The 26,420-nt window shown below is 69.3% G+C and carries 28 protein-coding genes; 15 read left to right on the top strand and 13 right to left on the bottom strand.

Features of this window, described 5'->3' with window-relative positions:
- Positions 1-60: 60 nt before the first annotated feature.
- Positions 61-594 (top strand): arsinothricin resistance N-acetyltransferase ArsN1 family B, encoded by a 534-nt coding sequence (locus tag QFZ27_RS14660; RefSeq protein WP_429227131.1) that lies wholly within the window; start codon positions 61-63, stop codon positions 592-594.
- Here QFZ27_RS14660 and arsB read toward each other — a convergent pair whose 3' ends face one another.
- The 4 genes from arsB to QFZ27_RS14640 all read right to left on the bottom strand — a co-directional run bounded on the left by arsB (position 595) and on the right by QFZ27_RS14640 (position 3,004).
- Positions 595-1,623, bottom strand: coding sequence for an ACR3 family arsenite efflux transporter (arsB, locus tag QFZ27_RS14655; protein WP_429232457.1), 1,029 nt, complete (start codon positions 1,621-1,623; stop codon positions 595-597).
- A gap of 76 nt (positions 1,624-1,699) precedes the next feature.
- A complete protein-coding gene (gene arsC, locus QFZ27_RS14650) occupies positions 1,700-2,122 on the bottom strand; it encodes an arsenate reductase (glutaredoxin) (protein WP_429227130.1) in 423 nt (140 codons plus the stop codon).
- Positions 2,119-2,634, bottom strand: a complete 516-nt coding sequence (locus tag QFZ27_RS14645) for an arsenate reductase ArsC (protein ID WP_429227129.1) — start codon at positions 2,632-2,634, stop codon at positions 2,119-2,121. Before QFZ27_RS14645 ends, arsC begins: the two co-directional genes overlap by 4 nt.
- 10 nt (positions 2,635-2,644) lie before the next feature.
- Positions 2,645-3,004 carry an ArsR/SmtB family transcription factor gene (locus QFZ27_RS14640; protein ID WP_429227128.1) on the bottom strand — a complete coding sequence of 120 codons (360 nt, stop codon included), beginning with the start codon at positions 3,002-3,004 and terminating at the stop codon, positions 2,645-2,647.
- Positions 3,005-3,228: 224 nt separating this feature from the next.
- On the opposite strand from QFZ27_RS14640, the gene QFZ27_RS14635 reads away from it, so the two are divergent.
- The 7 genes from QFZ27_RS14635 to QFZ27_RS14605 all read left to right on the top strand — a co-directional run bounded on the left by QFZ27_RS14635 (position 3,229) and on the right by QFZ27_RS14605 (position 10,629).
- Positions 3,229-4,575 (top strand): extracellular solute-binding protein, encoded by a 1,347-nt coding sequence (locus QFZ27_RS14635; protein ID WP_429227127.1) that lies wholly within the window; start codon positions 3,229-3,231, stop codon positions 4,573-4,575.
- Between the two features lie 86 nt (positions 4,576-4,661).
- Positions 4,662-5,546, top strand: coding sequence for an ABC transporter permease subunit (locus QFZ27_RS14630; RefSeq protein ID WP_429227126.1), 885 nt, complete (start codon positions 4,662-4,664; stop codon positions 5,544-5,546).
- 12 nt (positions 5,547-5,558) lie between these two features.
- Positions 5,559-6,446, top strand: coding sequence for an ABC transporter permease subunit (locus QFZ27_RS14625; RefSeq protein ID WP_429227125.1), 888 nt, complete (start codon positions 5,559-5,561; stop codon positions 6,444-6,446).
- Positions 6,447-6,457: 11 nt separating this feature from the next.
- On the top strand, positions 6,458-7,576 hold the full coding sequence (gene ugpC, locus QFZ27_RS14620) for a sn-glycerol-3-phosphate ABC transporter ATP-binding protein UgpC (RefSeq protein ID WP_429227124.1): 1,119 nt from the start codon (positions 6,458-6,460) through the stop codon (positions 7,574-7,576).
- A gap of 15 nt (positions 7,577-7,591) precedes the next feature.
- Positions 7,592-8,509, top strand: a complete 918-nt coding sequence (locus QFZ27_RS14615) for a sugar phosphate isomerase/epimerase family protein (RefSeq protein ID WP_429227123.1) — start codon at positions 7,592-7,594, stop codon at positions 8,507-8,509.
- Positions 8,509-9,543, top strand: coding sequence for an endonuclease/exonuclease/phosphatase family protein (locus tag QFZ27_RS14610; protein ID WP_429227122.1), 1,035 nt, complete (start codon positions 8,509-8,511; stop codon positions 9,541-9,543). Before QFZ27_RS14615 ends, QFZ27_RS14610 begins: the two co-directional genes overlap by 1 nt.
- 231 nt (positions 9,544-9,774) lie before the next feature.
- On the top strand, positions 9,775-10,629 hold the full coding sequence (locus QFZ27_RS14605) for a protein-methionine-sulfoxide reductase heme-binding subunit MsrQ (protein WP_429227121.1): 855 nt from the start codon (positions 9,775-9,777) through the stop codon (positions 10,627-10,629).
- Here QFZ27_RS14605 and QFZ27_RS14600 read toward each other — a convergent pair.
- Positions 10,621-12,000 carry an MFS transporter gene (locus tag QFZ27_RS14600; RefSeq protein WP_429227120.1) on the bottom strand — a complete coding sequence of 460 codons (1,380 nt, stop codon included), beginning with the start codon at positions 11,998-12,000 and terminating at the stop codon, positions 10,621-10,623. The two genes, QFZ27_RS14605 and QFZ27_RS14600, sit on opposite strands and share 9 nt — an antisense overlap.
- Before the next feature lie 148 nt (positions 12,001-12,148).
- On the opposite strand from QFZ27_RS14600, the gene QFZ27_RS14595 reads away from it, so the two are divergent.
- From QFZ27_RS14595 to QFZ27_RS14585, 3 genes are all read left to right on the top strand, one after another.
- On the top strand, positions 12,149-12,691 hold the full coding sequence (locus tag QFZ27_RS14595) for a histidine phosphatase family protein (protein ID WP_429227119.1): 543 nt from the start codon (positions 12,149-12,151) through the stop codon (positions 12,689-12,691).
- Positions 12,688-13,152 (top strand): GNAT family N-acetyltransferase, encoded by a 465-nt coding sequence (locus QFZ27_RS14590; RefSeq protein WP_429227118.1) that lies wholly within the window; start codon positions 12,688-12,690, stop codon positions 13,150-13,152. Before QFZ27_RS14595 ends, QFZ27_RS14590 begins: the two co-directional genes overlap by 4 nt.
- Positions 13,153-13,216: 64 nt before the next feature.
- Positions 13,217-13,399 (top strand): type II toxin-antitoxin system RelE/ParE family toxin, encoded by a 183-nt coding sequence (locus QFZ27_RS14585; protein ID WP_429232456.1) that lies wholly within the window; start codon positions 13,217-13,219, stop codon positions 13,397-13,399.
- Between the two features lie 187 nt (positions 13,400-13,586).
- Here QFZ27_RS14585 and QFZ27_RS14580 read toward each other — a convergent pair whose 3' ends face one another.
- The 4 genes from QFZ27_RS14580 to hemH form a co-directional block, all read right to left on the bottom strand.
- Entirely contained in the window at positions 13,587-14,216 is a 630-nt protein-coding gene (locus QFZ27_RS14580; protein WP_429227117.1) for a hypothetical protein, read from the bottom strand.
- A 160-nt stretch (positions 14,217-14,376) separates the two neighbouring features.
- Entirely contained in the window at positions 14,377-15,831 is a 1,455-nt protein-coding gene (locus tag QFZ27_RS14575; protein WP_429227116.1) for a catalase, read from the bottom strand.
- A gap of 78 nt (positions 15,832-15,909) precedes the next feature.
- The gene (locus QFZ27_RS14570; protein ID WP_429227115.1) at positions 15,910-16,092 is read right to left on the bottom strand and encodes a hypothetical protein; all 183 of its coding nucleotides are present in this window, start codon (positions 16,090-16,092) and stop codon (positions 15,910-15,912) included.
- On the bottom strand, positions 16,092-17,084 hold the full coding sequence (gene hemH / locus QFZ27_RS14565; protein ID WP_429227114.1) for a ferrochelatase: 993 nt from the start codon (positions 17,082-17,084) through the stop codon (positions 16,092-16,094). The genes QFZ27_RS14570 and hemH overlap by 1 nt, the downstream gene beginning before the upstream one ends.
- A 239-nt stretch (positions 17,085-17,323) precedes the next feature.
- Here hemH and QFZ27_RS14560 point away from each other — a divergent pair, with 239 nt between their 5' ends.
- A complete protein-coding gene (locus tag QFZ27_RS14560; protein ID WP_429227113.1) occupies positions 17,324-18,304 on the top strand; it encodes a LysR substrate-binding domain-containing protein in 981 nt (326 codons plus the stop codon).
- A gap of 229 nt (positions 18,305-18,533) precedes the next feature.
- On the opposite strand, the gene QFZ27_RS14555 is transcribed toward QFZ27_RS14560, so the two are convergent.
- Positions 18,534-19,034: an Lrp/AsnC family transcriptional regulator gene (locus QFZ27_RS14555; protein ID WP_429227112.1), complete on the bottom strand. Its 501-nt coding sequence runs from the start codon at positions 19,032-19,034 to the stop codon at positions 18,534-18,536.
- A gap of 101 nt (positions 19,035-19,135) precedes the next feature.
- Between QFZ27_RS14555 and QFZ27_RS14550 the strand changes: the two genes are divergently transcribed.
- The 3 genes from QFZ27_RS14550 to QFZ27_RS14540 all read left to right on the top strand — a co-directional run bounded on the left by QFZ27_RS14550 (position 19,136) and on the right by QFZ27_RS14540 (position 22,383).
- Positions 19,136-20,110, top strand: a complete 975-nt coding sequence (locus tag QFZ27_RS14550) for a mitochondrial fission ELM1 family protein (RefSeq protein WP_429227111.1) — start codon at positions 19,136-19,138, stop codon at positions 20,108-20,110.
- Between the two features lie 157 nt (positions 20,111-20,267).
- Positions 20,268-21,275: a thioredoxin-disulfide reductase gene (trxB, locus tag QFZ27_RS14545; RefSeq protein ID WP_429227110.1), complete on the top strand. Its 1,008-nt coding sequence runs from the start codon at positions 20,268-20,270 to the stop codon at positions 21,273-21,275.
- A gap of 217 nt (positions 21,276-21,492) precedes the next feature.
- Positions 21,493-22,383 carry a LysR family transcriptional regulator gene (locus QFZ27_RS14540; protein WP_429227109.1) on the top strand — a complete coding sequence of 297 codons (891 nt, stop codon included), beginning with the start codon at positions 21,493-21,495 and terminating at the stop codon, positions 22,381-22,383.
- A 749-nt stretch (positions 22,384-23,132) separates the two neighbouring features.
- On the opposite strand, the gene msrP is transcribed toward QFZ27_RS14540, so the two are convergent.
- The 3 genes from msrP to QFZ27_RS14525 form a co-directional block, all read right to left on the bottom strand.
- On the bottom strand, positions 23,133-24,104 hold the full coding sequence (gene msrP, locus QFZ27_RS14535) for a protein-methionine-sulfoxide reductase catalytic subunit MsrP (RefSeq protein ID WP_429227108.1): 972 nt from the start codon (positions 24,102-24,104) through the stop codon (positions 23,133-23,135).
- 147 nt (positions 24,105-24,251) lie between these two features.
- The gene (locus QFZ27_RS14530; RefSeq protein ID WP_429227107.1) at positions 24,252-25,454 is read right to left on the bottom strand and encodes a pyridoxal phosphate-dependent aminotransferase; all 1,203 of its coding nucleotides are present in this window, start codon (positions 25,452-25,454) and stop codon (positions 24,252-24,254) included.
- A 121-nt stretch (positions 25,455-25,575) separates the two neighbouring features.
- Positions 25,576-26,418: a carbohydrate ABC transporter permease gene (locus QFZ27_RS14525; RefSeq protein ID WP_429227106.1), complete on the bottom strand. Its 843-nt coding sequence runs from the start codon at positions 26,416-26,418 to the stop codon at positions 25,576-25,578.
- Positions 26,419-26,420: the final 2 nt, after the last annotated feature.

Here is a 26,420-nt window from a genome sequence, read left to right as displayed (position 1 = left end):
CCTTGATGATCAATGAGTCAAGGGATAATGTATCGGCAACTCAGCCGGCCGGGACACCCGATGATCCGCCTCGCCACGCCGGGGGACGCCCCTGCCCTCCACGCCATCTACGCCCCGATCGTCGCCGGCACCGTGATCTCCTTCGAGCTGGCGCCGCCCACGGTGGCGGAGATGGCCGACCGCATCCGCGGCACGATCCCGACCTATCCCTGGCTGGTGCTGGAGCGGGACGGCCGGGTCCTGGGCTACGCCTATGCCGGCACACACCGGGCCCGGCCGGCCTATCGCTGGTCGGTCGACGTCAGCGCCTATGTCGCCGAGGCCGGACGGCGCCAGGGTATCGGCCGCGCGCTGTACGAGCGGCTGTTCGAGCTGCTGCGGCGGCAGGGCTACCAGTCCGCCTTCGCCGGTATCGCCCTGCCGAACCCGGCCAGCGTCGCCTTGCATGAGGCGGTCGGGTTCGTGCCGCTCGGCGTGTATCGCGACGTCGGCTTCAAGCACGGCGCCTGGCACGATGTCGGGTGGTGGCAGCGCCCGATCGGCGACCACCCCAGCCAACCGGCCCAGCCGCGCCCGGTGACCGAGATCCTTTGATCAAGCCGGGCGGCGCTCGTACCAGCCGCGCGAGGCCTTCACCAGGCGGACGACCGACAGCATGACAGGTACCTCGACCAGCACGCCGACCACGGTGGCCAGCGCCGCGCCGGAGCCGAGGCCGAACAGGCTGATCGCCGCCGCCACCGCCAGCTCGAAGAAGTTCGAGGCGCCGATCAGCGCCGCCGGCGCGGCGACGCACCAGGCGACTCCGAGGCGTCGGGACAGCCAATAGGCGATTCCGGCGTTGAGATAGACCTGGATCAGGATCGGCACGGCCAGCAGCAGGATCACCAGCGGCTGGGCCAGGATGCGCTCGCCCTGAAAGCCGAACAGCAGCACCAGCGTCGCCAGCAGGGCGGTCAGCGACAGCGGCTGCAGCACGGCCAGGGTCCGCCGCAGCGCCGGCTCGCCGCCTACGGCCAGCAGCGACCGGCGCCAAAGCTGCGCCACGGCCACCGGCACGACGATGTACAGCATCACCGACAGCAGCAGCGTGTCCCAGGGCACGGTGATCGAGGCGACGCCGAGCAGCAGGCCGACCAGGGGCGCGAAGGCGAAGACCATGATCAGGTCGTTCAACGCGACCTGGCTCAGGGTGAAATGCGGCTCGCCCTCGCAAAGGTTGGACCAGACGAAGACCATGGCCGTGCAGGGCGCCGCGGCCAGCAGGATCAGCCCGGCGATGTAGGACGGGATCTGGTCCGCCGCCAGCCAGGGCGCGAACAGGTGGCCGATGAACAGGCTGCCCAGCAGCGCCATCGAGAACGGCTTGACGCCCCAGTTGACGAACAGAGTGACGCCGACGCCGCGCCAATGCGCCTTCACCTCGCCCAGCGCGGCGAAGTCGATCTTCAACAGCATCGGCACGATCATCGCCCAGATCAGCACCGCCACAGGAAGGTTGACCTTGGCGATCTCGGCCGAGGCGACGAGCGCGAAGAAGCCCGGCACCAGCGCTCCGAGGCCGATGCCGGCGACGATGCAGAGGATGACCCAGAGGCTGAGATAGCGCTCGAACAGCCCCATGGCGGGGGCAGCCGGCGCAGGCCCGGCCGCGGTGGTCTCGGCGGTCATCATGGATCCGATCGGTCGGAGGAAAGGGTCAGGCGCGGTGGCCGTCGGGGCGGATGACGAGCCCGCCATCCTCCTTGCGGAACTCGCCCTGCTGCGGCGCCGGCAGGATGTCGAGCACCGCCTCGGACGGACGGGCGAGCGTCACGCCCAATTCGGTGACGACGATCGGCCGGTTGATCAGGATCGGGTGCGCGATCATCGCATCGAGCAGCTGGTCGTCGGTCAGGGCCGGATCGTCGAGGCCGAGCTCGTGATAGGGCGTGCCCTTCTCGCGCAGCACCGCCCGCACCGGGACGCCCATGCGCCGGATCAGGTCGGCCAGCTCGGCCCGGCTCGGCGGCGTCTTCAGGTACTCGACAACCGTCGGCTCGATGCCCGCGTTGCGGATCAGGCCGAGGACGTTGCGCGACGTGCCGCAGGCCGGGTTGTGATAGATCGTGACCGCGCTCATGGCGACGCCGGTTCCTTCCTGGTCTGGCCAATCTCGCGCAGGCGATGTCCGAGCGAGATGCGGTCGAGCGACCGCAGCGGCAGGCTGGTGAAGATCGAGATGCGGTTGAACAGCAGGCGGTAGGTCTCGGCGAAGGCCAGCGCGATCTCGGACTCCTTGCCCTCGACTGCGGCCGGATCGGGGATGCCCCAATGGGCGGTCATCGGCTGGCCGGGCCAGATCGGGCAGACCTCGTTCGCGGCGTTGTCGCAGACGGTGAACACGAAATCGAGCCGCGGAGCGTTCCGCCCGCTGAACTCCTCCCAACCCTTCGAGCGCAGGCCCCTGATGTCGTGGTGGCTGTGCTCGAGCACCTCGAAGGCCCGCGGATGGACCCGGCCCTTGGGATGGCTGCCGGCGGAGAAGGCCCGGAACCGGCCCTGCCCGACACGGTTCAGGATCGCCTCGGCGATGATCGATCGGGCCGAGTTGCCGGTGCAGAGGAACAGCACGTTGAAGACCGGATCGGTCATGCCAGCCTCCTTAGACAGAAGGCGCCGGGGCGCAGCCGCAGCTCGCCTGCTCGATGACGCCCATCAGCGGCGTGCAGATCTCCGGCCGGCCGTTGCAGCAATCCTGGACCAGGAAGGACAGCAGGGCCTGCACGCCGTCGAGATCGGCGGAATAGAGGATCGACCGGCCGTCCCGCCGCGACCGGATCAGCCCGGCCCGGCTGAGGATGCCGAGATGGGTCGACAGGGTGGTGGCGGGCACGCCGACCCGTTCCGCCACGGTTCCGGCCGGCACGCCGTCGGGTCCGGCCTGCACCAGCAGGCGGAAGACGGCCAGCCGGGTCGACTGGGCCAGGGCGCCGAGCCCTTCGATCGCTGCAATCTCATCCATATTTCGAGAATTGCAGAAATATAGAACGGATGCAAGCGCCTGATAGGCATGGACCTATCGCATTTTCGTCTAACCCGTTGAAGTTGTCGCCGAAATCCACAGGCTGGAGGAGCAAATGTCATCCGGGCGATACGGTTGTTAAACCGAACCGTCATCATCCCCTTGTAGGGAACGATCCCGTCGCCGCCGTCGCGGACGTGCAGGGCGGCCAAGGGGAGACACACATGACCGTCGTGACCAAGCTGTCGGCGGCCGCCTTCGCGCTGGCTGCCGCCGCGGTGTTTGCGCAGCCGGCCCAGGCGGCCGAGCGCGCCAAGTTCGAGTTCTGGTACGGGCTGACCGGGGACCTGGAGCAGCGGGTGCAGGACACCTGCAAGCGCTTCAACGACAGCCAGGCCGACTACGAGATCACCTGCGTCGGCCAGGGCGGCTATCCGAATGCGGTGCAGAACGCCATCGCCGCCTACCGCGCCCAGAAGCAGCCGACCGTGGTGCAGGTGTTCGACGCCGGCACGCTGGACCTCATGCTGTCCGGCGCCTATGTCCCGGCCCGCAAGCTGATGGCTGACAACGGCTACGACATCAAATGGGACGACTATTTCCCCGGCATCGCCAACTACTACGCGACGTCGAAGGGCGAGCTGATGTCGTTCCCCTACAATTCCTCGACGGCGCTGTTCTACTGGAACAAGGACGCCTTCGCCAAGATCGGTCGCGACAAGGGTCCGGAGACCTGGGAAGACGTCGAGCAGATCTCCCGCCAGTTGAAGGCGGCCGGCTACGACTGCCCGCTGGCCTTCAACTTCGATCCCTGGCCGACGCTGGAGCAGTTCTCGGCGATCCACGACCAGCCGATCGCCAGCAAGAATAACGGCTATGACGGGCTCGACGCCGAGCTGGTGTTCAACAAGACCAAGTTCGTCGACCATGTCGCCTTCATCAAGAAGATGTACGACGAAGGCCTGTTCGTGCTGAAGACCAAGGAGGGCGGGCAGGACGTCGTCCCGGCCTTCGCCTCCGGCACCTGCCAGATGACGCAGTCCTCGGTCGCCGACCACGGCACCATCGGCAAGCTGGCCGCCCCGGACATGCATTGGGATGTGGTCAAGCTGCCGGTCTGGGCCGGCACCGAGCGCAAGAACTCGCTGGTCGGCGGCGCCTCGCTGTGGGTCCTCGCCGGCAAGTCCGACACCGAATACAAGGGCGCGGCCGCGTTCCTGAACTTCCTGGCCCAGCCGTCCTCGGCCGAATGGTGGTCGACCGTCACCGGCTACATCCCCGTGACCAATTCCGGGTTCCAGGCGATGAAGGCCGCCGGTTTCTACGACAAGGCCCCCTACAAGGGCCGCGAGCTGGCGATCGAGAGCCTGACCTACACGCCGACCACCCCGATCTCCCGCGGCATCCGCCTCGGCGGCTACATCCAGATCCGCAAGGAGGTCCAGGACGCGCTGCAGGCGATCATCGCCGGCAAGGTGTCGGTGCAGGATGGCCTCGACCAAGCGGTGGAGCGCGGCAACGTGATCCTGCGCCGCTTCGAGAAGACCTACGCCGGCAAGCAGCTGCTGTAACCGGCGCAGCCCCCTCACCCTCCCGGCCCACGGGAGGGTGAGGGGTGCAGGTCCCCGCCCCTTCCCTACCAGCCGCCTCGGACCCGATGGAAAAACGCGCCCATTTCAAGAACCGGACGCTGGCCTGGCTCCTGATCACGCCGCAGCTGCTGCTGGTGTTCCTGTTCTTCTACTGGCCGGCCGGCGAGGCGCTGTACTGGGCCTTCACGCTGGAGCAGCCCTGGGGCGGCGGCAATGAATGGGTCGGGCTGGAGAATTTCCGGGCGCTGCTGAGCGACAGCGCCTATTGGGGCTCGATCGGCGTCAGCTTCGCCTATGCCCTGCTGGCCACCGGCATCGCCATGGGCGGTGCCCTGGTCCTGGCCCTGTTCGTCGACCGCCAGTTGCGCGGCTTCCAGGCCTACCGCTCGATCTTCGTCTGGCCCTATGCCATCGCGGCGCCCGCCGCGGCCGTCGCCTTCCGCTTCATCTTCGCGCCCGAGAGCGGGATGATCGGCGCGATCAACGCGCTGTGGCCGGGGCTGTGGAACCCGGTGCTGAACGGCACCCAGGCCCTGATCATGGTGGTGCTGTGCCACGCCTGGATCTGGATCGGCTACAACTTCATCTTCTTCCTGGCGGCGCTGCAGTCGATCCCACGCAGCCTGATCGAGGCCAGCGCCATGGACGGGTCGGGCGCGCTGCGCCGGATGCGCGACATCCAGCTGCCGCTGATCGCGCCGACCCTGTTCTTCCTGATGGTGATCAACCTCACCGGCAGCTTCACCGACAGCTTCGGCATCGTCGACATCATGACCGAGGGCGGCCCCGCCCGCGGCACCGAGGTCATGGTCTACAAGATCTATTTCGACGGCTTCAAAGGCCTCGACTACTCCGGCGCCGCCGCCCAGAGCATCGTTCTGATGCTGCTGGTCATGGTCCTCACCTTCGTCCAGTTCCGCTGGGTCGAACGCCGCATTCACTACAGCTGAGGGAGGACGGCGATGATCGAACGCACCCCGGTCCTGAACGCCCTGACGCATCTGATCCTGATCGTCGGACTGGTGCTGGTGCTGCTGCCCTTCGCCATCGTGCTGGCGGCCGCGACCAAGGACATCCAGGGCGTCAACCAGGTGCCGATGAGCCTGATCCCCGGCGGCCATCTGATCGACAACCTTGCCGCCGCCTGGGACCAGGCGGGGTTCGGCCCGAAGCTGCTGAACAGCCTGATCGTCGCGGTCGGCGTCACCGCCGGCAAGATCGTGCTGGCGGCGCTGACCGCCTTCTCGATCGTGTTCTTCCGCTACCGCGCCCGGATGCTGGTGTTCTGGCTGATCTTCACCACGCTGATGCTGCCGCTCGAGGTCCGCATCGTACCGACCTACTCGATCGCGGCGAATGCGCTGTCGCCATTCCAGAGCATGCTCGCGCTCATCGGGCTGCAGGTCGACCTGCAGTGGAACCTGCTGAACTCCTACACCGGCCTGATCCTGCCGCTGATCGCCACCGCCACCGGCACCTTCCTGTACCGCCAGTTCTTCCTGACCGTGCCGGACGAGCTCCTGGAGGCGTCGAAGATGGACGGCGCCGGGGCGATGCGCTTCTTCGCCGAGATCCTGATGCCGCTGTCGCGCACCAACATGCTGGCGCTGGCCGCGATCCTCTTCGTCTACAGCTGGAACCAGTATCTGTGGCCGCTGCTGGTCACCACCGACCAGTCCTTCAGCACCGCGGTGGTCGAGCTGAAGCGCCTGATCCCGACCAACCAGGGCGGCCTGCCGGAATGGAACATCGCCATGGCCGGCACCCTGATCGTGATGATCCCGCCGCTGCTGGTCGTCGCGCTGATGCAGCGCTGGTTCGTGCGCGGCCTGATCGCCACCGACAAGTGAAGGAGAAAGCCATGGCCCACATCGCCATCCGCGGCGTGCGCAAGAGCTACGGCAAGACGCCGGTGGTGCACGGCGTCGACCTGGACCTGCCGTCGGGCACCTTCGCCGTGATCCTCGGCCCGTCGGGCTGCGGCAAGTCGACCCTGCTGCGCATGATCGCCGGGCTGGAGGAGATCACCGCCGGCGAGATCGCGATCGGCAGCCGGGTGGTGAACCAGCTGGAGCCGCGGGAGCGCGGCTGCGCCATGGTGTTCCAGAACTATGCCCTGTACCCGCACATGACCGTGGCCCAGAACATGGGCTATGCGCTGAAGGTGGCGGGCATGCCGAAGGCCGAGCGCATGGCCAAGGTGCGCGAGGTGGCGAAGCTGGTCGGGCTGGAGGATTTCCTCGACCGCAAGCCGGCCGCCCTGTCCGGTGGCCAGCGCCAGCGCGTCGCCATGGGCCGCGCCATCATCCGCGAGCCGGAGGTGTTCCTGTTCGACGAGCCGCTGTCCAACCTGGACGCCAAGCTGCGGGTGCAGATGCGGGTCGAGATCCGCCGCCTGCACCGGCGCCTGGGCGCCACCTCGGTCTTCGTCACCCATGACCAGGTCGAGGCCATGACGCTGGCCGACGTGCTGATCGTGATGAACAAGGGCGTGGTCGAGCAGATCGGCCGGCCGGCCGAGATCTACAACCGCCCGCGCACCCGCTATGTCGCCAGCTTCATCGGCTCGCCGGCGATGAACTTCATCGAGGGCCGCATCTTCGCCCCCGGCCAGTTCGGCTTCGACGAGACCAAGACGATCGCGATCGACCCCGCCGATGGCGGCCACTTCGTCGAGCGCTCCACCACGCTGGGCATCCGGCCGGAGCTGGTGGAGATCGTGCCGGTCGACCATCCAGGGGCGCTGGTCGCCACGGTCGACTTCATCGAGGAGCTGGGCGCCGGCCGGGTGGTCCACACCGACATCGACGGCCTGTCCTTCGCCGTCACCACCGGGGCCGAGGCCGACTACACCCCCGGCCAGCCGCTGGGCCTTTACCTGCCGCCGTCGCAGCTGCATTTCTTCGACCCGCACACCGGGCTGCGGCTCGATGCCGACCTGCCGGCCGAGCATCGCTTCGCCGTCGCCACCGCCGCCTGAGATCGAGAGACCATCATGACCGAGATCATCACCGCCATCGGCTTCTCCACCGGCGTCAGCGGCAAGGGCGACCTGTCGCGCCTGGACGCCAGCCTCGGCCGCATCGCCGCGCTGGGCGCCGACGCGGCCGAGCTGTCGCTGTACGGCGAGGACCTGATCGCCGGCGGCCGCGTGCTGCCCGACCGGGTGCACAAGCTGGAGCAGATCGTGCGCCGCCACGACCTGCGCTACACGGTGCACGGCCAGATCGTCTCCAACTTCATGGACGAGCAGAACCTGCCGCTGCAGAAGGCGGTGGTACGGGCGATGCTGGAGCTGTGCGACCAGGTCGGCGCCGGCGTGCTGGTGCATCATTGCGGCAAGGCGGCGATGACCGACCAGGCCGGCCGCGACCGGCTGGACGCGATCGAGCGCGAAGCCCTGGCCGAACTGGCCGATGTGGCCCGCGGCTACGGCGTCAAGCTGGCCTTCGAGAACATCTTCGCCATGGACGATAGCGAGTACCGCCAGACCCCGGCCGAGGTCGCCGACACGGTGCGGGCGCTGAACCACCCGAACCTGTGCACGCTGATCGACTTCAGCCACGCCTATATCGAGAGCACCCGCCGCGGCCTGGACTGGCGTGCCCAGATCCGCAGCATGGCCTCGGCCACCGGCCATCTGCACGTGCATGACAGCTTCGGCCGCCCTTACACGATGACGAAGTTCTACGAGCCGTCCGAGGCGGTGGCCCTGGGCATCGGCGACCTGCATCTGCCGCTGGGCTGGGGCGACATCGCCTGGGAGGAGATCTTCACCGAGCTGCGCTTCCAGCCCGACACGGTGATGATCCTGGAGCTGAACGCCGACCGCTATGATGCCGAGCTGGCCGGCAGCCTGGCCCGCGCCCGGCGCCTGGCCGATCTGGTCAACCAGCGCGCGCTCGCAGCCTGATGCGGGAGATCATCACCCGGCGGGCCGCCGTGCTGCCGGCCCCAGACCCGATCCTGCTGGCCGACGCCGCTTTGGCGCCGGACGATGCGCATGACCACCTCGCTGCCCAGGTCCCGGCGCTCGCCGCGGTCGAGCACCGGCCGGCGCCGGTGGAGCGGCCGGTGCCGCCGCGGCTGCGCGTCGCCGCCTGGAACGCCGAGCGGCTGAAGTACCACGCCCCCTCCGCCGCCCTGCTGCGCGGTGCCGATGTGGTGCTGCTGACCGAGGCTGATATCGGCATGGCCCGGTCCGGCAACCGGCACACGGTGCGCGACCTGGCCGAGGCGCTGGGCATGGGCTGGGCCTATGGCGTGGAGTTCGTCGAGCTCGGCCTCGGCGATGCCCGCGAATGCGAGTGGCATGCCGACGAGGACAACCGGGTCGGGCTGCACGGCAACGCCATCCTCAGCCGCCACAAGCTGCTGGACCCGGTGATCATCCCGCTCGACGCCGGCGGCACCTGGTTCGCCGGCCGCAGCGGCAACCAGCGCCGGCTGGGCGGCCGCATGGCGATCGCCGCCCGGTTCGACACGCCGCGGCCGCTCTGGCTGGTCGCGGCCCATCTCGAGAGCCACAGCGACGCCACCGACCGCGGCCGCCAGGGCGAGCGGCTGGTGGCGGCGATCGACCGGCTGGTGCCGACCGGCGCCGGGGTGGTGCTGGGCGGCGACTTCAACACCGCCGAGGTTGCCGGCGCACTGGACGCGCCCGAGGCGGTGGAGCCGCTGTTCGCCGTGCTGCGCGATGCCGGCTTCGACTGGCGCCGCTGCAACGCGCCCGGCCCGACCCAGCGCACCCGCCCCGACGGCACGCCGGTGCCGCCCTTCGCCAAGCTGGACTGGCTGTTCACCCGCCATGCCGAGGCCGAGGGGCCGGCGACCATCCCGGCGATCGACGCCGCCGGCGCCGCGATCTCCGACCACGACGTGGTGGCGGCAACGGTGCTGACGGGCGTGGCTGCGGAGCGGAAGGCCGAGGCGGGGGCTGAGGCCTGAGCTCCCGGTTTCCCATTTTTGTCATTGCCGGGCTTGACCCGGCAATCCAGCGAGCGTCGACATCCTCTGGATGCCCGGGTCAAGCCCGGGCATGACAGCAAGGGAGGGCGTCCCCCTCCTCCCAAATGACTCCGATGTCATGAAACGTCCCGGCCTCTCTCTCCGTATAGAGGGGTGGCCGCGCTATTCTGTCTTCGTGGCCGCAACCAGACGGCGTCCACCGAGGATCTGATGCGTTCGCCTTTCACCGACCGTGCCGGCCGCTTCTCCTGGCTGAAGACCGTGGTCTTCGTGCTGCTGCTCATGCCCGGCCTCTGGTATGGCGGGCGGCTGCTGGCCGGCGACCTGGGCGCCGATCCTGTGCAGACCTTCCAGCGCAACATCGGGCTGTGGGTGCTGTATCTGCTGGTCATCGGGCTGGCGGTCACGCCGCTGCGGCGGGCGCTGCGCTGGCCACAGCTGATCCAGGTGCGGCGCATGATCGGCGTTGCGGCCGCCGTCTATGTCCTGATCCACCTGACCGGCTATACCGCCACCCAGCATTTCGACCTGGGCTTCGTGGCGTCGGAGATCGTCAAGCGCCTCTACCTCACCATCGGCTTCCTGGCGCTGCTGGCGCTGATGCCGCTGCTGGCCACGTCGACCGACGGCATGATCAAGCGCCTGGGCGGCAAGCGATGGCAGCGGCTGCACCAGTTGATCTATCCGGTCGTCGTGCTGGGGCTGGTGCACGGGGTGATGCAGTCGAAGGTCGACGTCGCCATCCCGACCGTGCTGGCCGGCTTCACCATCTGGCTGCTGGCTTGGCGCGTGCTGGACAGCCGCTTCGGCCGCGGCGACGGGCTGCCCCTGTGGTCGCTGGCCGTGCTGTCGGTGGCCGCCGCCCTGGTCACCGCCGCCGGCGAGGCGGCGATGTACGGGCTGTTCACCGGCGTCGACCCGATGCGGGTGCTGCGCGCCAACCTGATCTTCGCCTTCGGCCCGCGCCCGGCCTGGATCGTGCTGGGCGCCGGCCTGGCCGTCACCGTGGCGGCGGCGCTGCGCCGGCTGCAGAAGAGCCGCGCCCGCCGGCCGGCCTTAGCCTGACGGTTTCCGCACCCAGACCACCGCGGCCAGCAGGGCGAAGACCAGCACGCCGCCGCTGAGCCCCATCGCCAGCCGCATGCCCTCGACCGACATGCCGCCGCCGCCGATCGCGCCGAGCACGGCGACCCCGAGGGCGCCGCCGGTCTGGCGCAGCGAGTTGAGCACGCCCGAGGCGATGCCGGAGCGGGCGCGGTCGACCGTCGCCAGCAGCGCCGCGGTCATCGGCGGCACGGTCAGCGCCGTGCCGCAGCCGATCAGCAGCAGCGTCCACCAGAGGCCGCCGTAATCCGTCGCCGGGTTGAGCGCCAGCGCCAGGGCGGCGAAGCCGGCAACGGCGACGCACAACCCCGACACCATCGGCAGCCGCGCCCCGTGCCGCGCCGCGAGCCGGCCGGCGAAGACGTTGATGACGGCGATCAGCCCGGTCATCGGCACGAAGGCGAGGCCGGTGAGCAGCGGCGACAGGCCGAGCGGCCCCTGGAAATACAGGCTGAGCAGGAAGGTCGAGCCGTAATAGCCGGCATTGAGCAGGAAGCCGATCAGCGACACCGCCGAGAACACCGGGTGGCGGAACAGGCCGAGCGGCATCATCGGTGCCGCGCTGCGGGATTCGACCAGCAGGAAGCCGATGCCGGCCAGCACGAACAGCGCCATCCCGCCCAGCACCAAGGGACTGGTCCAGCCCAGCGGCTCGCCCTCGATGATCGAGCCGGTCAGCGCCACCAGCGCGACGATGGCCAGGACCTGGCCCGGCAGGTCGAGCGCGCGGTTGTGCCGGCCCTCGGTCTCGGTGACGCAGCGCAGCGTCAGCCACAGGCCGATCGCGCCGATCGGCAGGTTGATCAGGAAGATGCTGCGCCAGCCGAACAGCGCGACCAGCACGCCGCCGACCACCGGCCCGGCCACCATCGCCATGCCGCCGGCCCCGGCCCAGATGCCGATCGCGCGCATCCGTTCGCCCGGATCGTGATAGGCATGGGCCACCAGGGCCAGGGAGCAGGGCATCAGCAGCGCCCCGCCCAGCCCCTGCGCGACGCGGGCGGCGATCAGCACCATGCCGGTCGGCGCCAGGCCGCAGGCCAGCGAGGCCAAAGTGAACAGGGCGAAGCCGGCCAGGTACAGGCGCCGCGCCCCGAAGCGGTCGCCCAGCGCGCCGCCGGTCAGCAGCAGGCTGGCGAAGGCCAGGGTGTAGCCGTTGACCACCCATTGCAGCCCGGCGACGCCGCCCTGCATCAGGCCCTGGATCTCGTCGAGCGCGACGTTGACGACGGTGACGTCGACCTGGACCACCACGACGCCGAGGCTGAGCGCGGCGAGGCGGGCGGCGCGCTGCAGAGGGGCGGCACGGTCGAGAGTTGCGTCGAAAGGCATGAGGCCTCGCCGGGCGGCGGGAAGCGTTCGATGTCTGTTCCCTACCACGAGTCGTCCGGGCCCGAGGCCGCCATCGGCGCATCGCTGTCCCGCAAGCCGGTCAATCCGGCGGCGGGCTAGACTGGAGGAACACAGCGGAGGGATGATCGTGACAGCAGAGCTCTATCTGATCCGGCACTGCCGGGCGGCCGACCAGGAACCGGAGGCGCCGTTGACCGCGGAAGGCCGCGACCAGGCGCTGCGGCTGCGCGACCGGCTGTCGGACCTGCCGATCGCGCGCATCGTCTCCAGCCCGTTCCTGCGGGCGCGGGACAGCGCCGCCCCGCTGGCCGAATGGCTGCGGCTGCCGGTCCGGATCGACGGCCGGCTGGCGGAGCGGGTGCTGGCGGCGGAGCCGGCCGAGGACTGGCGGGATCGGCTGCGCCGATCCTTCGCCGACCCGGTCCTGGCCTGGCCCGGCGGCGAATCCGGCGCCGCGGCGACCCGGCGCGGCCTGGCGGCGCTGGCCGACGCCGCGGCCGGCGCCGAGGGGCCGGTGGCGATCGTCAGCCACGGCAATCTGCTGGCCCTGCTGCTGCACAGCTTCGACAGCCGCGACGGCTTCGCCGCCTGGGCGGCGCTGAGCAACCCGGACGTGTTCCACATCGACCCCGCCGGCACGGTCCGGCGCTGCTGGAAGGACGACGAATGACCCTGACCATCGCCCCGGAGACGCCGGACCAGGCCGAGGTGCGTGCACTGCTGGAGCAGGCCGACCGCCGCTCGGCCGGGCTGTACCCGGCGGAGAGCCGGCATGGGCTGAGCGTCGCCGCGCTGCTGGCCCCGCGGGTGCGCTTCCTGGTCGCCCGGCAGGACGGGTGGGCGGTCGGCTGCGGCGGCTATGCGCCCCAGGGCGAAGGCACGGCCGAGCTGAAGCGGATCTTCGTCGCCGCCGAGGCGCGCGGCCTGGGCATCGGCCGCGCCCTGCTGCAGGCGCTCGAGACGGATGCGGCCCGCGCCGGCATCCGGCTGCTGCGGCTGGAGACGGGGGTGAAGTCGGCCGAGGCGCTCAGCCTGTACCGCCGCTTCGGCTATCGCGAGACCGGCCCCTTCGGTGCCTACGGCCCCGACCCGTTGAGCGTGTTCATGGAGAGGGAGTTGCCGGGCAAGTAGCCTGGACCGAGCCGGCCCGGCAGGATCTTGAGCGCATCCGCGCCTATGTCGCGGAGTTCAACCCATAGGCGGCGAACCGGCTCGCGGTGCAGTTGCCTGCGGCCGACAGTCTCGAGCATTTCCCGCGTCGAGGCCGTCTCGGCATCGAGGCCGGCACTCGGGAACCCCACCTTACGTCATCGTCTATCGAATCGTGCTGAGGATCGAGATCGTCCGCGTCTGGCACAGCGCCCAGAGCCGGCTTTGACCTCGGGTGAATGACTCACCGCAACGCGCGGACGCGCAGACCCCTCCCCCAATCCCGTCCCGCAAGGGGAGTGTGGAAGGCTGCGCAAATCGGTGTCGTCGGTTAGGTTCGCGGCAGCGAATCCAACAGGATCGGAGGCCGCGAGAGGCGGCGGCATGTTGGATTCGCGATGCGAACCCAACCGCGGTCACCCCGTGTCCGGCGGCTTGGGTTTGCGGCGACCGGCCGGGCGGGGCTCGGGCGGATCGTCCTCGTCATCCTCGCCGTCCTCCGGCGGAATGAAGCCCAGCTCCTCCAGGGCCTCGTCGGCCATCTCCAGCCACTGCTTCACCTGCACCGGATAGCCCCAGCGCCGGCACAAGGCCGCCACCGCGACCTCCGCCCGGCTGGCTTCCACCAGCTCCGCCACCTCCCGCCGCTCCAGCCGCTCGCACACCTCGTCGGCGCGGCGGTCGGCCTCCTCCTCGTCCTCGGACACCTCATAGGCGGCCGCCATCATCGCCAGCTTCACCCGAAGGTCGTGCCAATCCTCCTGGGCCGATTCGCGCTTCGCCGCGGCCTTGCGCCGCTCGTCGCGATGATTGGCGAACTTGTCCTCCAGCAGCAGGGTCTGCCGCAGCGACTTGGCGACCACGGCGATCCGCTTGCAATAATCGGCGCCGGGCTGCGGCGCCTCCACCGCCTCGGTGCGGGTGGCCTCCATGATCTCCATCTGGATCTCGGCCGCCCGGGCGAGCATGCGCAGATGCCGCGCCGCCCGCTCCTCCTGCGGAGTGGCCGGGGCCTCCGATGTCTGATGGGTCTGCGCCTTGTCCATGGAACATAGCATGAACACACTCGATCGCTAATACTACTGCGATCGTGTCCGCCCGCCCGTTGCCGGATCCGGCTCAAGAAAAGACCCGCCACCCCGGGGGATGGCGGGCCAGTCCGGCCGGCAGCCCCACAGAGCCATGGCCGCCGACCGTTCGGGAAGATCAGGCCGCGACGTCGACCCCGGCCGTGAGGCCCAGCCGCTCGGCCACACCGGCGCCATAGGCCGGGTCGGCCTTGGCGAAATGGGCGATCTGGCGGCGCTGGATCGCCTCGGGCACCGACCGGATCGAGCCGGCGATGTTGTCCATCAGCCGGGCGCGGGCGCCGTCATCCAGCAGCCGGAACAGGTCGCCGGCCTGGCTGTAATCGTCGTTGCCGGCGCGGTGGTCGTAGCGGTCGGCCGCGCCGCGCAGCGGCAGCGCCGGCTCGGCCGCCGCCGGGTCCTGCTGCGGCCCGCCGAAGCTGTTCGGCTCGTAATGCACCGCGCCGCGGCCGTTATCGTCGAACCGCATCGCCCCGTCGCGCTGGTAGTTCTGCGCCGTGGTGGCATGCGGCCGGTTGACCGGCAGCAGGCCGTGATTGCCGCCCAGGCGATAGCGATGCGCGTCGCCATAGGCGAACAGCCGGCCCTGCAGCATCTTGTCAGGGCTGAACGAGATGCCGGGCACGACATTGGCCGGGCTGAAGGCCGACTGCTCGACCTCGGCGAAGTAGTTCTGCGGGTTGCGGTTCAGCACCAGCTCGCCGATCTCGATCAGCGGATGGCCGGCGTGCGGCCAGACCTTGGTCAGATCGAACGGGTCGATCGGGAAGGATTCGGCCTCCGCCTCGGTCATGATCTGGACCGAGACTTTCCAGGCCGGGAAGTCGCCGTCCTCGATCGCGGCGAACAGGTCGCGGGTGGCGTGGTCGGGGTCGATGCCGGTCATCGCCTGCGCCTGCTCGGCGGTGAAGTTCTGGATCCCCTGCGTGGTCTTGAAGTGATACTTGACCCAGACCCGTTCGCCGGCCGCGTTGATCCAGCTGAAGGTGTGGCTGGAGAAGCCGTCCATATGGCGATAGCTGCGGGGCGTGCCGCGGTCGCTGAACAGGATGGTGAACTGGTGCAGCGTCTCCGGCGACAGCGAGGCGAAGTCCCACACCGCCGTCGGGTCCTTGAGATTGGTCGCCGGGTTGCGCTTCTGGGTGTGGATGAAGTCCGGGAACTTCAGCGGGTCGCGGATGAAGAAGACCGGCGTGTTGTTGCCGACGATGTCGTAGTTGCCGTCCTCGGTGTAGAGCTTCAGCGCGAAGCCGCGTGGGTCGCGCTCGGCATCGGCCGAGCCCTTCTCGCCGCCGACGGTGGAGAAGCGCAGGAACACCTCCGTCTCCTTGCCGACCGCCGACAGGAACTTGGCCTGGGTCCAGCGGCTGACGTCGGCGGTGACGCGGAAGGTGCCATAGGCGCCGGCGCCCTTGGCATGCACCACCCGCTCCGGAATGCGCTCGCGGTTGAAATGCGCCAGCTTCTCGATCAGGTGGAAATCCTGGATCAGCACCGGGCCGCGCGGGCCGGCGGTCAGGGAGTTCTGGTTGTCCGACACCGGGGCGCCGAAGGTGGTGGTCAGGGTGGTCATCAAGAGCTCCTGTCGGGCGGGATGTCCGCCATGGGTAGAGGGTTGCCGCTGCGCCTCGATCAGGGAAATCGATCGTTCTTATCGGCGCGATAAGTGATTGCCGCGTTCGACCAGGGGCAGCAGGTCGCGGCGATAGCGGTGCAGCCGCAGCAGCAGCTCCGCCGGCAGGTCGCCCTGCACGCCGACGCGGCCATTTTCGAGGGTGAGGCTGGCGCCATGGCGGGCGAGGTCGGCCAGCAGCGCGTTCAGGGCCGGACGCATCACGCCGCCTCCCGCAGCGGGCCGGCGCCGAGCGCCTGCCGCACCTGGGCCGCCAGCCCGGCGACATAGGCCGGGTGCACGCCGACGGTTGGGACGCGGATGAAGGACGGAACGCCGGCAGCCTCGGCCACCGCGCGGTATTCGATGTCGAGCTCGACCAGCGTCTCGGAATGCTCGGAGACGAAGGCGATCGGCACCAGCACCAGGCCGACGCCATCGCGCCCGGCCTGCTTCACCTCCTCCTCCGTGTCCGGCTTCAGCCATTCCTGCGGCGTCACCCGGCTCTGGAAGGCGATGCGCCAGTCGAGATTGGGGATGCCCAGCGCCGCCACCACCGCCTCGGCCGAGCCCCGGACCTGGTCCGGGTAGGGATCGCCGGCCTGGACGATCGACAGCGGAAGGCCGTGAGCGGTGAACAGCAGCCGGGCGCCGTCCCGCGGCCAGGCGCGGCGGATCAGTTCCGCCTGGGTGGCGATGAAGCCGGGATCGGTGGGCGCGGCGTCGACGGTCCGGGTCGGGGCGGACAGGCCGGCGGCGCGGGCGGCGGCGGCCCAGTCGGTCAGGGCCGAGCGGGTGGTGGTGGTCGAATACTGCGGATACAGCGGCAGCAGCACCACCTCGTCCGGCCGCCAGTCGCGGACCGCCGCGGCGGTCTCGGCCGCGAAGGGGTGCCAGTAGCGCATCGCCACGAAGGGCCGGACCTCGCCGAGGTCGGCCAGCCGCTCGGCCACCGCCCAGCCCTGGGCCCAGGTCTGGCCCAGGATCGGCGAGGCGCTGCCGAGCTGGCGGTAGATCTCGGTCGCGACCGGCGTTCGGCGCCAGGCGATCAGCCGCGCCACCGCAGCCCGCAACGGGCTCGGCAGGCGGATGATCTCCGGGTCGGAGAAGAAGTTGCGCAGGAACGGCCCCACCGCGTCGAGCCGATCCGGGCCGCCGATCTGCAGCAGCACCAGGGCGATGCGACGGCGGGCGATGGGGACGGCTGGGGGCATGGCGAACTCCTGTGGCTGCCCGCAGCCTCGCCTGCCGCTTCGATAAGATCCAATCGATCGACTCTATCTGGAAGATAGATGATGCTTATCGTAAGATGCGTCTGCCCTACCCTGTCATCGCAGGGCTTGACCCGGCGATCCAGGGGCCATCCGGAGCGGCATCGACATCTCCTGGATGCCCGGGTCAAGCCCGGGCATGACAGTGAAGGGGATGCTGCCGAGACCAAGACGCGGCTTCCATGACCCTCTCAGGCCTCTCCCTCCGCGATCTCGAATACCTCGTCGCCGTCGCCGAGCTGCGCCATTTCGGCCAGGCGGCGGAGCGCTGCGGCGTCAGCCAGCCGGCGCTGAGCATGCAGATCCGCAAGCTGGAGGAGACGCTGGGCCTGGCGCTGTTCGAGCGCGGACCGAAGGCGGTGCTGGTGACGGCCAAGGGCGAGGTCATCCTGGCCCAGGCCCGCCGCGTGCTGCTGGAGGCGCGGCGGCTGATGGCGCTGGCGCAGGAGCTGGACGCACCACTGTCGGGCCCGCTGACCGTGGGCGCGATCGAGACGCTGGGCCCCTATCTGTTCCCGCACATGCTGCGGCCGCTGCGCCGGGCCTTCCCGCGGCTGGAGCTGGTGCTGCACGAGGGCCGCACCTACCAGCTGGTCGAGGCGCTGCGCCACGGCGCGCTGGACCTGGTGTTCCTGTCGCTGCCGGTGGCCGACCCGCAGATCGCCACCGCGCCGCTGTTCTTCGAGCCCTTCGTGCTGGCCCAGCCGGCCGACCGGCCGGTGGCGGCGGATGGTGCCGCCCGCATCGCCGAGCTGCCGCGCGACGGCCTGCTGCTGCTGGAGGACGGGCATTGCCTGCGCGACCAGGCGCTGGAGGTCTGCGGCACGCTGGGCCTGGGCGGCAAGCGCCACAGCACCAGCCTGGAGACCTTGCGCCAGATGATCGCGGCCGGCGCCGGCTACAGCCTGTTCCCGCGGCTGGCGACTTTGGGCGAGGCCAGCGTCGGCGGCCTGGTCAGCTATGCCGGCTTCGCCGGCGCGCCGCCGGGCCGCATGGTCGGCCTGGCCTGGCGCCAGAGCGACCCGCGGGCCGAGCAGTTCGAGTCGCTGCGCCGGGTGCTGCTCGACCACCCGCCGCCCGGAACCCGGGTCGCGAAAGAGGCCGGCAAGACTGAGGATTCGGATCGTGGAAGCCGGCACCGGGCGCCGGCAGAAAATGATTGAGTCCCCCCTCCCCTCGCGGGAGGGGGCTAGGGGGAGGGGGCTCCCGCAGCTCGGCCCGACCCCGGATCAAGCCGAGCCGGTTCGGGCTGCGCGGTTGATCCATGCCCAATCGCGCGCGGACGCGCGCAGACCCCTCCCCCTACCCCCCTCCCGCAAGGGGAGGGGGGACTTAGAAGGGGATGTAAATCCGATTAGGGGAACGAGAGGAGACTGGCCTGACCCACGCGGATCACTCCTCGCGATGATGGTCCTTGGTCTCGACGTCGATCGGCACGCCCGGCAGCAGCTTGGCGGTGCGGATCGCCAGGGCCGATTTGACGTGGTTGACGTTCGGCGCCGAGGTCAGCTGGGTGGTCAGGAAGCGCTGATAGCTGTCCCAGTCCTCGGCCACGATCTTCAGCAGGAAATCGGTCTCGCCGGCCAGCATGTGGCATTCGCGGACCAGCGGCCAACTGCCGACCAGCTCCTCGAACTTGCGCAGATCGGCTTCGGCCTGGCTGGTCAGCCCGACCTGGGCGAAGACGGTGACGCCGAAGCCCAGCGCCTCGGGGTTGATGTCGGCGTGGTAACCGCGGATGTAATGCGCCTCCTCCAGCGCCCGCACACGGCGCAGGCATGGCGGGGCGGAGATGCCGGCGCGTCGCGCCAGCTCGACATTCGTCATGCGGCCGTCGTCCTGGAGGTCGCGGAGGATGCGGCGGTCGATGCGGTCGAGCTTCACACGGCGCATGGGTTCTCTCATGAAAGGGCTTCCGTGATTACGCGCAAGGATATTGCCGGATTTTCGCCGGGCGCAAGCGCAATCCTGTGTCGCGGGGAGGGTTTGGCAGGATGAGCGCGGCGCCGCGCGCGGGGACGAGCGGCATCGGCTCCCTGCGGGTGTGGGTGGTGTCGGATGGCCGCCCGGCGAACGAGAACCAGTGCTTGGGCCTGGCGGAGGCACTCGGAATCGTCCCGGAGGTGGTCCGACTCGGCGCTCGCCCTGGCTGGCATCGGCTTCTCGATCCCGTTCGGCCCGCCGCCGGCTTCGGGCTGGACGGGCCGCCCTGGCCCGACCTGCTGATCGCAGCCGGCCGGCAGAGCGTGCATCCCGCCCTTGCGGTGAAGCGGGCCAGCGGTCATCGGACGCGCCTTGTGCAAATATTTCGTCCCGGCGTCAACCCGCGGCGTTTCGATCTGATCGTGACGCCCTGGCACGACGGATTGAAAGCACCCAATGTCTGCGCCACCAGCGGCGCGCTGAACCTCGTCACCCCGGCCCGCCTCGCCGCCGCGGCGGCCGAATGGGAGCCGGTGCTGGGCCGGCTGCCGCGACCACGCGCCGCGGTGCTGATCGGCGGCAGCAGCAAGTCGGTGGCGGTGCCGGAGGGCGCGGTCGCGCGACTCGCCGGCCAGCTGGCCGATCTGGCCCGCAGCGGGGTCGGGCTGATGGTCACCACCAGCCGGCGCACGCCGGAGGGCGAGGTCGCGGCGCTGCGCCGGGCGCTGGATGGGCTGCCGGCCTGGATCTGGGACGGCACCGGCGCCAACCCCTATTTCGCCTTCCTGGCCCTGGCCGATGCCGTGATCGTCACCAATGACAGCATCAACATGACCTCGGAGGCGGCGACCACCGGCAAGCCGGTGCATGTCGTGAACTGGGCCGAGCTGGCACCGAAGCACCGCCGCTTCCACGACGCTCTGGCCGCCGCCGGCATCACCCGCCCCTTCGCCGGCCGGCTGGAGCAGTGGGGCTACGCGCCGCTCGACGACACCGCCCGGGCGGCGGAGCGGGTGCGGGCGCTGTTCGAGACGACTCTCCCCTGACGATTGCCCCTCCCGCCAGGCGGGAGAGGCAACGCGAAACTTTCGACCTTGCGTGGGACGCAAGCCATGGCAGCAACCCCGACCCGCGTCGCCTTGCCCCGGCCGCCGCCGGTGGCTATCTATCGATGACACTTCCCCTCGAGCGGATTGTCGCCCCATGCCGGCCACCCATCGCACCAAGGTCCTGATCATCGGTTCCGGCCCGGCCGGCTACACCGCCGCGATCTACGCCGCGCGCGCCAACCTGCAGCCGATCCTGGTGCAGGGGCTGCAGCCCGGCGGGCAGCTGACCATCACCACCGATGTCGAGAACTATCCCGGCTTCGCCGACGTGGTCCAGGGTCCGTGGCTGATGGAGCAGATGGAGGCGCAGGCCCGGCATTGCGGCACGCGGCTGGAGTTCGACCTGATCACCGAGGTCGACTTCTCGCGCCGCCCCTTCGTCTGCACCGCCGATTCCGGCACGGTCTACGAGGCCGATTCGGTGATCATCGCCACCGGCGCCCAGGCGCGCTGGATGGGACTGCCGAGCGAGCAGCGGTTGCAGGGCCGCGGCGTCTCCGCCTGCGCCACCTGCGACGGCTTCTTCTTCCGCGGCAAGGAGGTGGCGGTGATCGGCGGCGGCAACTCCGCGGTCGAGGAGGCGCTGTACCTGACCAACCACGCCACCAAGGTGACGCTGGTGCACCGCCGCGACCAGCTGCGCGCCGAGCGCATCCTGCAGGACCGGCTGTTCGCCCATCCCAAGATCGAGGTGCTGTGGAACCACACGGTCGAGGAGATCGTCGGCGGCGGTGTGCCGGAGGCGGTGACCGGCGCCCGGCTACGCGACATCAAGACGGGGATCGAGACCGTGCTGCCGGTCGACGGCGTCTTTGTCGCCATCGGCCACGACCCGGCGACCGCGGTGTTCAAGGGCCATGTCCGCATGGATGCCGACAACTACATCCTGACCGCGCCGGATTCGACCGCGACCGACATCCCGGGCGTGTTCGCCGCCGGCGACGTCAAGGACCGGGTGTACCGCCAGGCGGTCACCGCGGCCGGCATGGGCTGCATGGCGGCGCTGGAGGCCGAGCGCTTCCTGTCCGAGCATGCCGGCACCGGCCACCTCGCCCGGATCGCCGACCGCGAGGCCCGCCCTGTCGCCGCGGCCGCGGGCTAAGTCGCTTTCATAAGAGCGATGACGATAGGGGGGGCTTCCCCCCTATCGGTCAAATTCGGATGAAATTGTGTTCCCGATCGGACCAAGCTTTGCTTGCGTTGGGTCGGGGGTGCCCCTCATAGTGTATATAGTGTGATTCGCAGGCGCGACGCCGAGCGCTGGTATATCGACCATCCCGCCCTCATCGCCCGCGCAAGAAACGAACGGGTGCCGGAGAATGGACTGGGACAAGCTGCGCGTTTTCCACGCCGTCGCTGACGCGGGCAGCTTTACCCATGCGGGCGAGAAGCTGAACCTGAGCCAGTCGGCGGTCAGCCGCCAGATCAGCGCCCTGGAGGAGAGCCTCAAGGTCCCGCTGTTCCACCGCCATGCCCGCGGCCTGATCCTGACCGAGCAGGGCGAGCTGCTGTTCCGCACCGCGCGCGAGGTCTTCGCCAAGCTGTCGATGACCGAGGCGCAACTGAGCGAGAGCAAGGACCACGCCCGCGGCCCCTTGAAGATCACCACCACCGTCGCCTTCGGCTCGACCTGGCTGACGCCGCGGGTGCGCGAGTTCCTGACCGCCTATCCGGACATCGACCTGACCGTCCTGATCGACGACGAGGAGCTGGACCTGGGCATGCGCGAGGCCGATGTGGCAATCCGCATGACGCCGCCGCGCCAGCCCGACCTGATCCAGCGCCACCTGATGACGGTGAAGATCCACATCTTCGGGTCGGTCGACTATCTCAAGCGCAACGGCATCCCGCAGACGTTGGACGACCTGAACAAGCACTCGATCATCGTCTATGGCGACGATGCGCGCGGGCCGATCGCCGACATCAACTGGCTGGCCCATGTCGGCAGCCCGCCGCCGGGCGGCCGCAAGATCGCGCTCAAGGTCAACAACCAGTACGCCATCTACCGCGCGGTGCGCAGCGGCCTGGGCCTCGCCGCCCTGCCCGACTTCATGGTCGACCCGACCCTGAACGTGGTGCGGGTGCTGCCCGAGGTGACCGGCCCGACCACCGAGGCCTATTTCGTCTATGCCGAGGAGTTGCGCCACTCCAAGCGCATCTCGGTGTTCCGCGACTTCCTGGTCCGCAAGGTCGCCGAGAGCAAGTTCTAAAGCTTCGGCTTCGGTCGTCGGAGCATCCCCTCGTCACACGCTGGGTGTGGCAGTTCCGTTTGCGTATTGCCTCTCCCGCTTGCGGGAGAGGTCGGGCTCGCGCAGCGAGACCGGATGAGAGCCTTCCCGGCCCTGCCAGCAAGCGGGCGGCCCGGCCCGCGGGCGTACGGCAGGCCTGCTCCTTCCTAACGCTGCCTCTGGTGTCGCGGTCGAGCGCCCTCACCCGGAGCCGCTTCGCGTCTCCGACCTCTCCCGCAAGCGGGAGAGGTAACATCGGAGTCTCTGCGGGCGTGCCGGAAAATGGCACCGCCGGGAGCGCGCGGGCCGCTTGTAGGACTTTTCGCCGGCTTTTCCAGGCCTTGAACCTGAGAAAAACACGGCAAACGCCTGAAATCTGAGCAAAACCCCACGGAAAAGTGGCGGATTTCCTAGGGTCTGCATGCCTCACAGCGAGCTATGCAATGCGCGCATAAAAGCATTGGTAGAAACTGGTTACCATTCGCTCAAAGAATGCCTATCTTAAGAGCGTTCGTGCTGCAGCGCAGCAAGAACAAGGGTCCGGCACTGCCGGCTCCTTGCGTCTCCCAGACGTGAAGCCTCCCTGTTTGACTCGGGCCGGAACGCGTTTCCGGCCCTTTTTTTGTGCAGAATCCGGGGCGGGCCACAGGACCATGGTCCGGCTGCGGCCGGCGCCATGATCCCATCGCATAAAGGGGGCGCCGTCCCCCCTGCCGAACCGCCCGCGCCGGTCAGACGAACAGGCGCTCGCTCTCCAGCCCCTTGTAGAGGTCGGCGACGTATTCGCCGTAGCCGTTGTACAGCAGGGTCGGCACCCGCTCGCCGGTGCCCAGCACCCGCTCCATCGCCTGGCTCCAGCGCGGATGCGGCACCTCCGGATTCACATTGGCCCAGAAGCCGTACTCGCTGCTCTGCAACTGCTCCCAGAAGCTGACCGGGCGCTCGTCGGTGAAGCCGATGCTGATGATGCTCTTGATCGACTTGAAGCCGTATTTCCACGGCGTCACCAGCCGCAGCGGGGCGCCGTTCTGGCGCGGCACCGGTTTGCCGTACAGGCCCGTGACCATGAAGGCGAGCTCGTTGGTCGCCTCGGCCATGGTCAGGCCCTCGACATAGGGCCAGGGGTAGAAAACCTGGCCGAAGCCCGGAGCCTCGTCGTTCTGGAACGTTTGCATGCGGACATATTTGGCCGAGGCCAGCGGCTTGGCGTAGTCGACCAGCGCCTTCAGCGGGAAACCGGTCCAGGGCACCGCCATCGACCAGGCCTCGACGCAGCGGTGGCGGTACAGCCGCTCCTCCAGCGGCATGGCGCGGATCAGGGTGTCGATGTCGACCTCCCGCTCCTGCTCGACCATGCCCTCGAACTTGACGGTCCAGGGGCGGATCTTCAGCTCCTGCGCCGCCTCCCAGATGTCCTTGTCGGAGCCGTATTCGTAGAAGTTGTTGTAGGTGGTCACGTCCTTTTCGGGCGTCAGCGGCCGGTCGAGCGCGTAGCGGTCGTCGCGCTTGGCGGGGTAAAGCCCGGCGGTCGGGTCCGGATCGGCGGCGCGGGCCGGGCGCAGGCTCAGCGCCGCGCCGGCGGTGGCCAGCAGTCCGGCGCCGAGGCCCATCGCCTGCAACAGGCGCCGGCGGTCGAAATACACGGATTCCGGCGTCGCCTGGTTTTCGGGGATCCGCCACCCCGGATTGCGCTTGATCAGCATCGGCCTGTCCTTCTTGACCCGAACCATTCGACCGCGATGCGGTCTCACCTGTAGTTCGCAGCCAGGCAGGCCAACGTTACCGCGACGTCGCGGCAGGAGCCAGCGGCGCCGGGACGCATCCCGGCGCCGGTCCCGGGAAGAGTCGCCTCAGCGCAGCGCAGCGCAGGCGCGCTGGATGCGCTCGCCGGCGTCCTGCAGCGCCTCGGTGGCCGTGGCGTAGGAGATGCGGAAGAACGGCGCCAGGCCGAAGGCCGAGCCCTGCACCACCGCCACGCCCTCGGATTCCAGGAGATAGGTGACGAAATCCTCGTCGGTCTCGATCACCTTGCCGTCCGGGGTCTTCTTGCCGAGGGTCCCGGCGCAGGACGGGAAGACGTAGAAGGCGCCCTCCGGCCGCGGGCAGGTCAGCCCGGCCGACTGGTTCAGCATCGACACGATCAGGTCGCGGCGCTGCTGGAACACCACGTTGTTGCGCGGGATGAAGTCCTGCGGGCCGTTCAGCGCCTCGACCGCCGCGGCCTGGCTGATAGAGGACGGGTTGGAGGTCGACTGGCTCTGCACCTTGGCGATGGCCTTGATCAGGTCCGGCCGGCCGGCGGCGTAGCCGATGCGCCAGCCGGTCATGCAATAGGCCTTGGACACGCCGTTCAGCGTCAGGGTGCGGTCGTACAGCTTCGGCTCGACCTGGGCCGGGGTGACGAATTTGAAGTCGTCATAGACCAGGTGCTCATACATGTCGTCGGTCAGGACATGGACATGCGGGTGGCGCAGCAGCACGTCGGTCAGCGCCTTCATCTCCGCGAAGCTGTAGGCGGCGCCGGTCGGGTTCGAGGGCGAGTTCAGGATCAGCCACTTGGTCTTCGGCGTGATCGCGGCCTCGAGGGCGGCCGGCTGCAGCTTGAAGCCCTGCTCCGCCGGGCACACCACCGGCACCGGCGTGCCGCCGCACAGCAGCACCATGTCGGGATAGCTGACCCAGTAGGGCGCCGGGATCACCACCTCGTCGCCCGGGTCCAGCGTGGCCAGCAGCGCATTGAACAGCACCTGCTTGCCGCCGGTGCCGACGGTGACCTGGCTGGTCTCGTATTTGAGGCCGTTCTCGCGCAGGAACTTGGCGGCGATGGCCTTCTTCAGCTCCGGCGTGCCGTCGACCGCGGTGTATTTGGTCTTGCCGGCCTGGATCGCGGCGATCGCCGCCTGCTTGATGTTGTCCGGCGTGTCGAAATCCGGCTCGCCGGCGCCGAGGCCGATGACGTCGCGGCCGGCGGCCTTCAGCTCGGCCGCCTTGGTGGTGACGGCGATGGTCGGCGACGGCTTGACGCGGGCGAGCGAGGCGGCGAGGAAGGCCATGGGTCCGGATCCCGGGAAAGTTGGAAGGGGGCGACGGTAGACCCGGCCGAGGCCCAGCGACAAGCCGTGAGCGTTGCGAAAATTCGGGAGCCCGCCCGCGCCGGGCGCGGAGGGCCCGTCCCTACCCCTTCACCGCCCCTTGGGTCAGGCCGGCGATCAGCTGGCGCGAGAAGAAGGCGTAGAGCACCAGCACCGGGATGATGGCGAGCGTCAGCGAGGCCAGCACCGCGTTCCAGTCGGTGACGTACTGGCCGACGAATTGCTGCACGCCGAGGGTGATGGTGCGGGTGCCGTCGCCCGGCGCCAGGATCAGCGGGAACCACAGGTCGTTCCAGATCGGCACCATGGTGAACACCGCCACCGTGGCCAGCGCCGGCCGCACCAGCGGCAGGATGATGCGGAAGAAGATGCGGTATTCGCCGACCCCGTCGCAGCGCGCGGAATCCTTCAGCTCCTTCGGGATCTGGCGCATGAACTCCGACAGGATGAAGATCGACAGCGGCAGCCCCATGGCGGTGTAGACCAGGATCAGCGCCCACAGCGTGTTGATCAGGTTCAGCTGCACCACCAGCTGCAGGATCGACACCGTGCCAAGCCGGATCGGGATCATGATGCCGATGGCCAGGTAGACCGACAGCACGGCGTTGCCGCGGAAGCTGTATTCCGACAGCGCCCAGGCCGCCATGGCGCCGAGGAACACCACCAGGAACAGGGTCGCCAGCGTCACGGTCAGGCTGTTGCCGAAATACAGGCCGAAATCGGACCGGGTCAGCACCGTCTCGAAGCCGATCAGGCTGAAGGTGTCCGGCGTCGGCGGCGACAGCGGCGCGCTGAAGATCGCCTTGCGCGACTTGAAGGCATTGAACAGCACCAGGACGATCGGGAACAGCGCGATCGCGGTGTAGACCAGCAGCACCGCGTGGATGGCACCGGTCGAGACGGGGGAGGAGCGGTTGGTGGCCATCG

This window comes from Inquilinus ginsengisoli (assembly GCF_050434925.1).
GTDB lineage: Bacteria > Pseudomonadota > Alphaproteobacteria > DSM-16000 > Inquilinaceae > Inquilinus > Inquilinus ginsengisoli_B.
The sequence above is the reverse complement of the archived record's forward strand: the minus strand, read 5'-3'. Positions and strand labels throughout refer to the sequence as shown.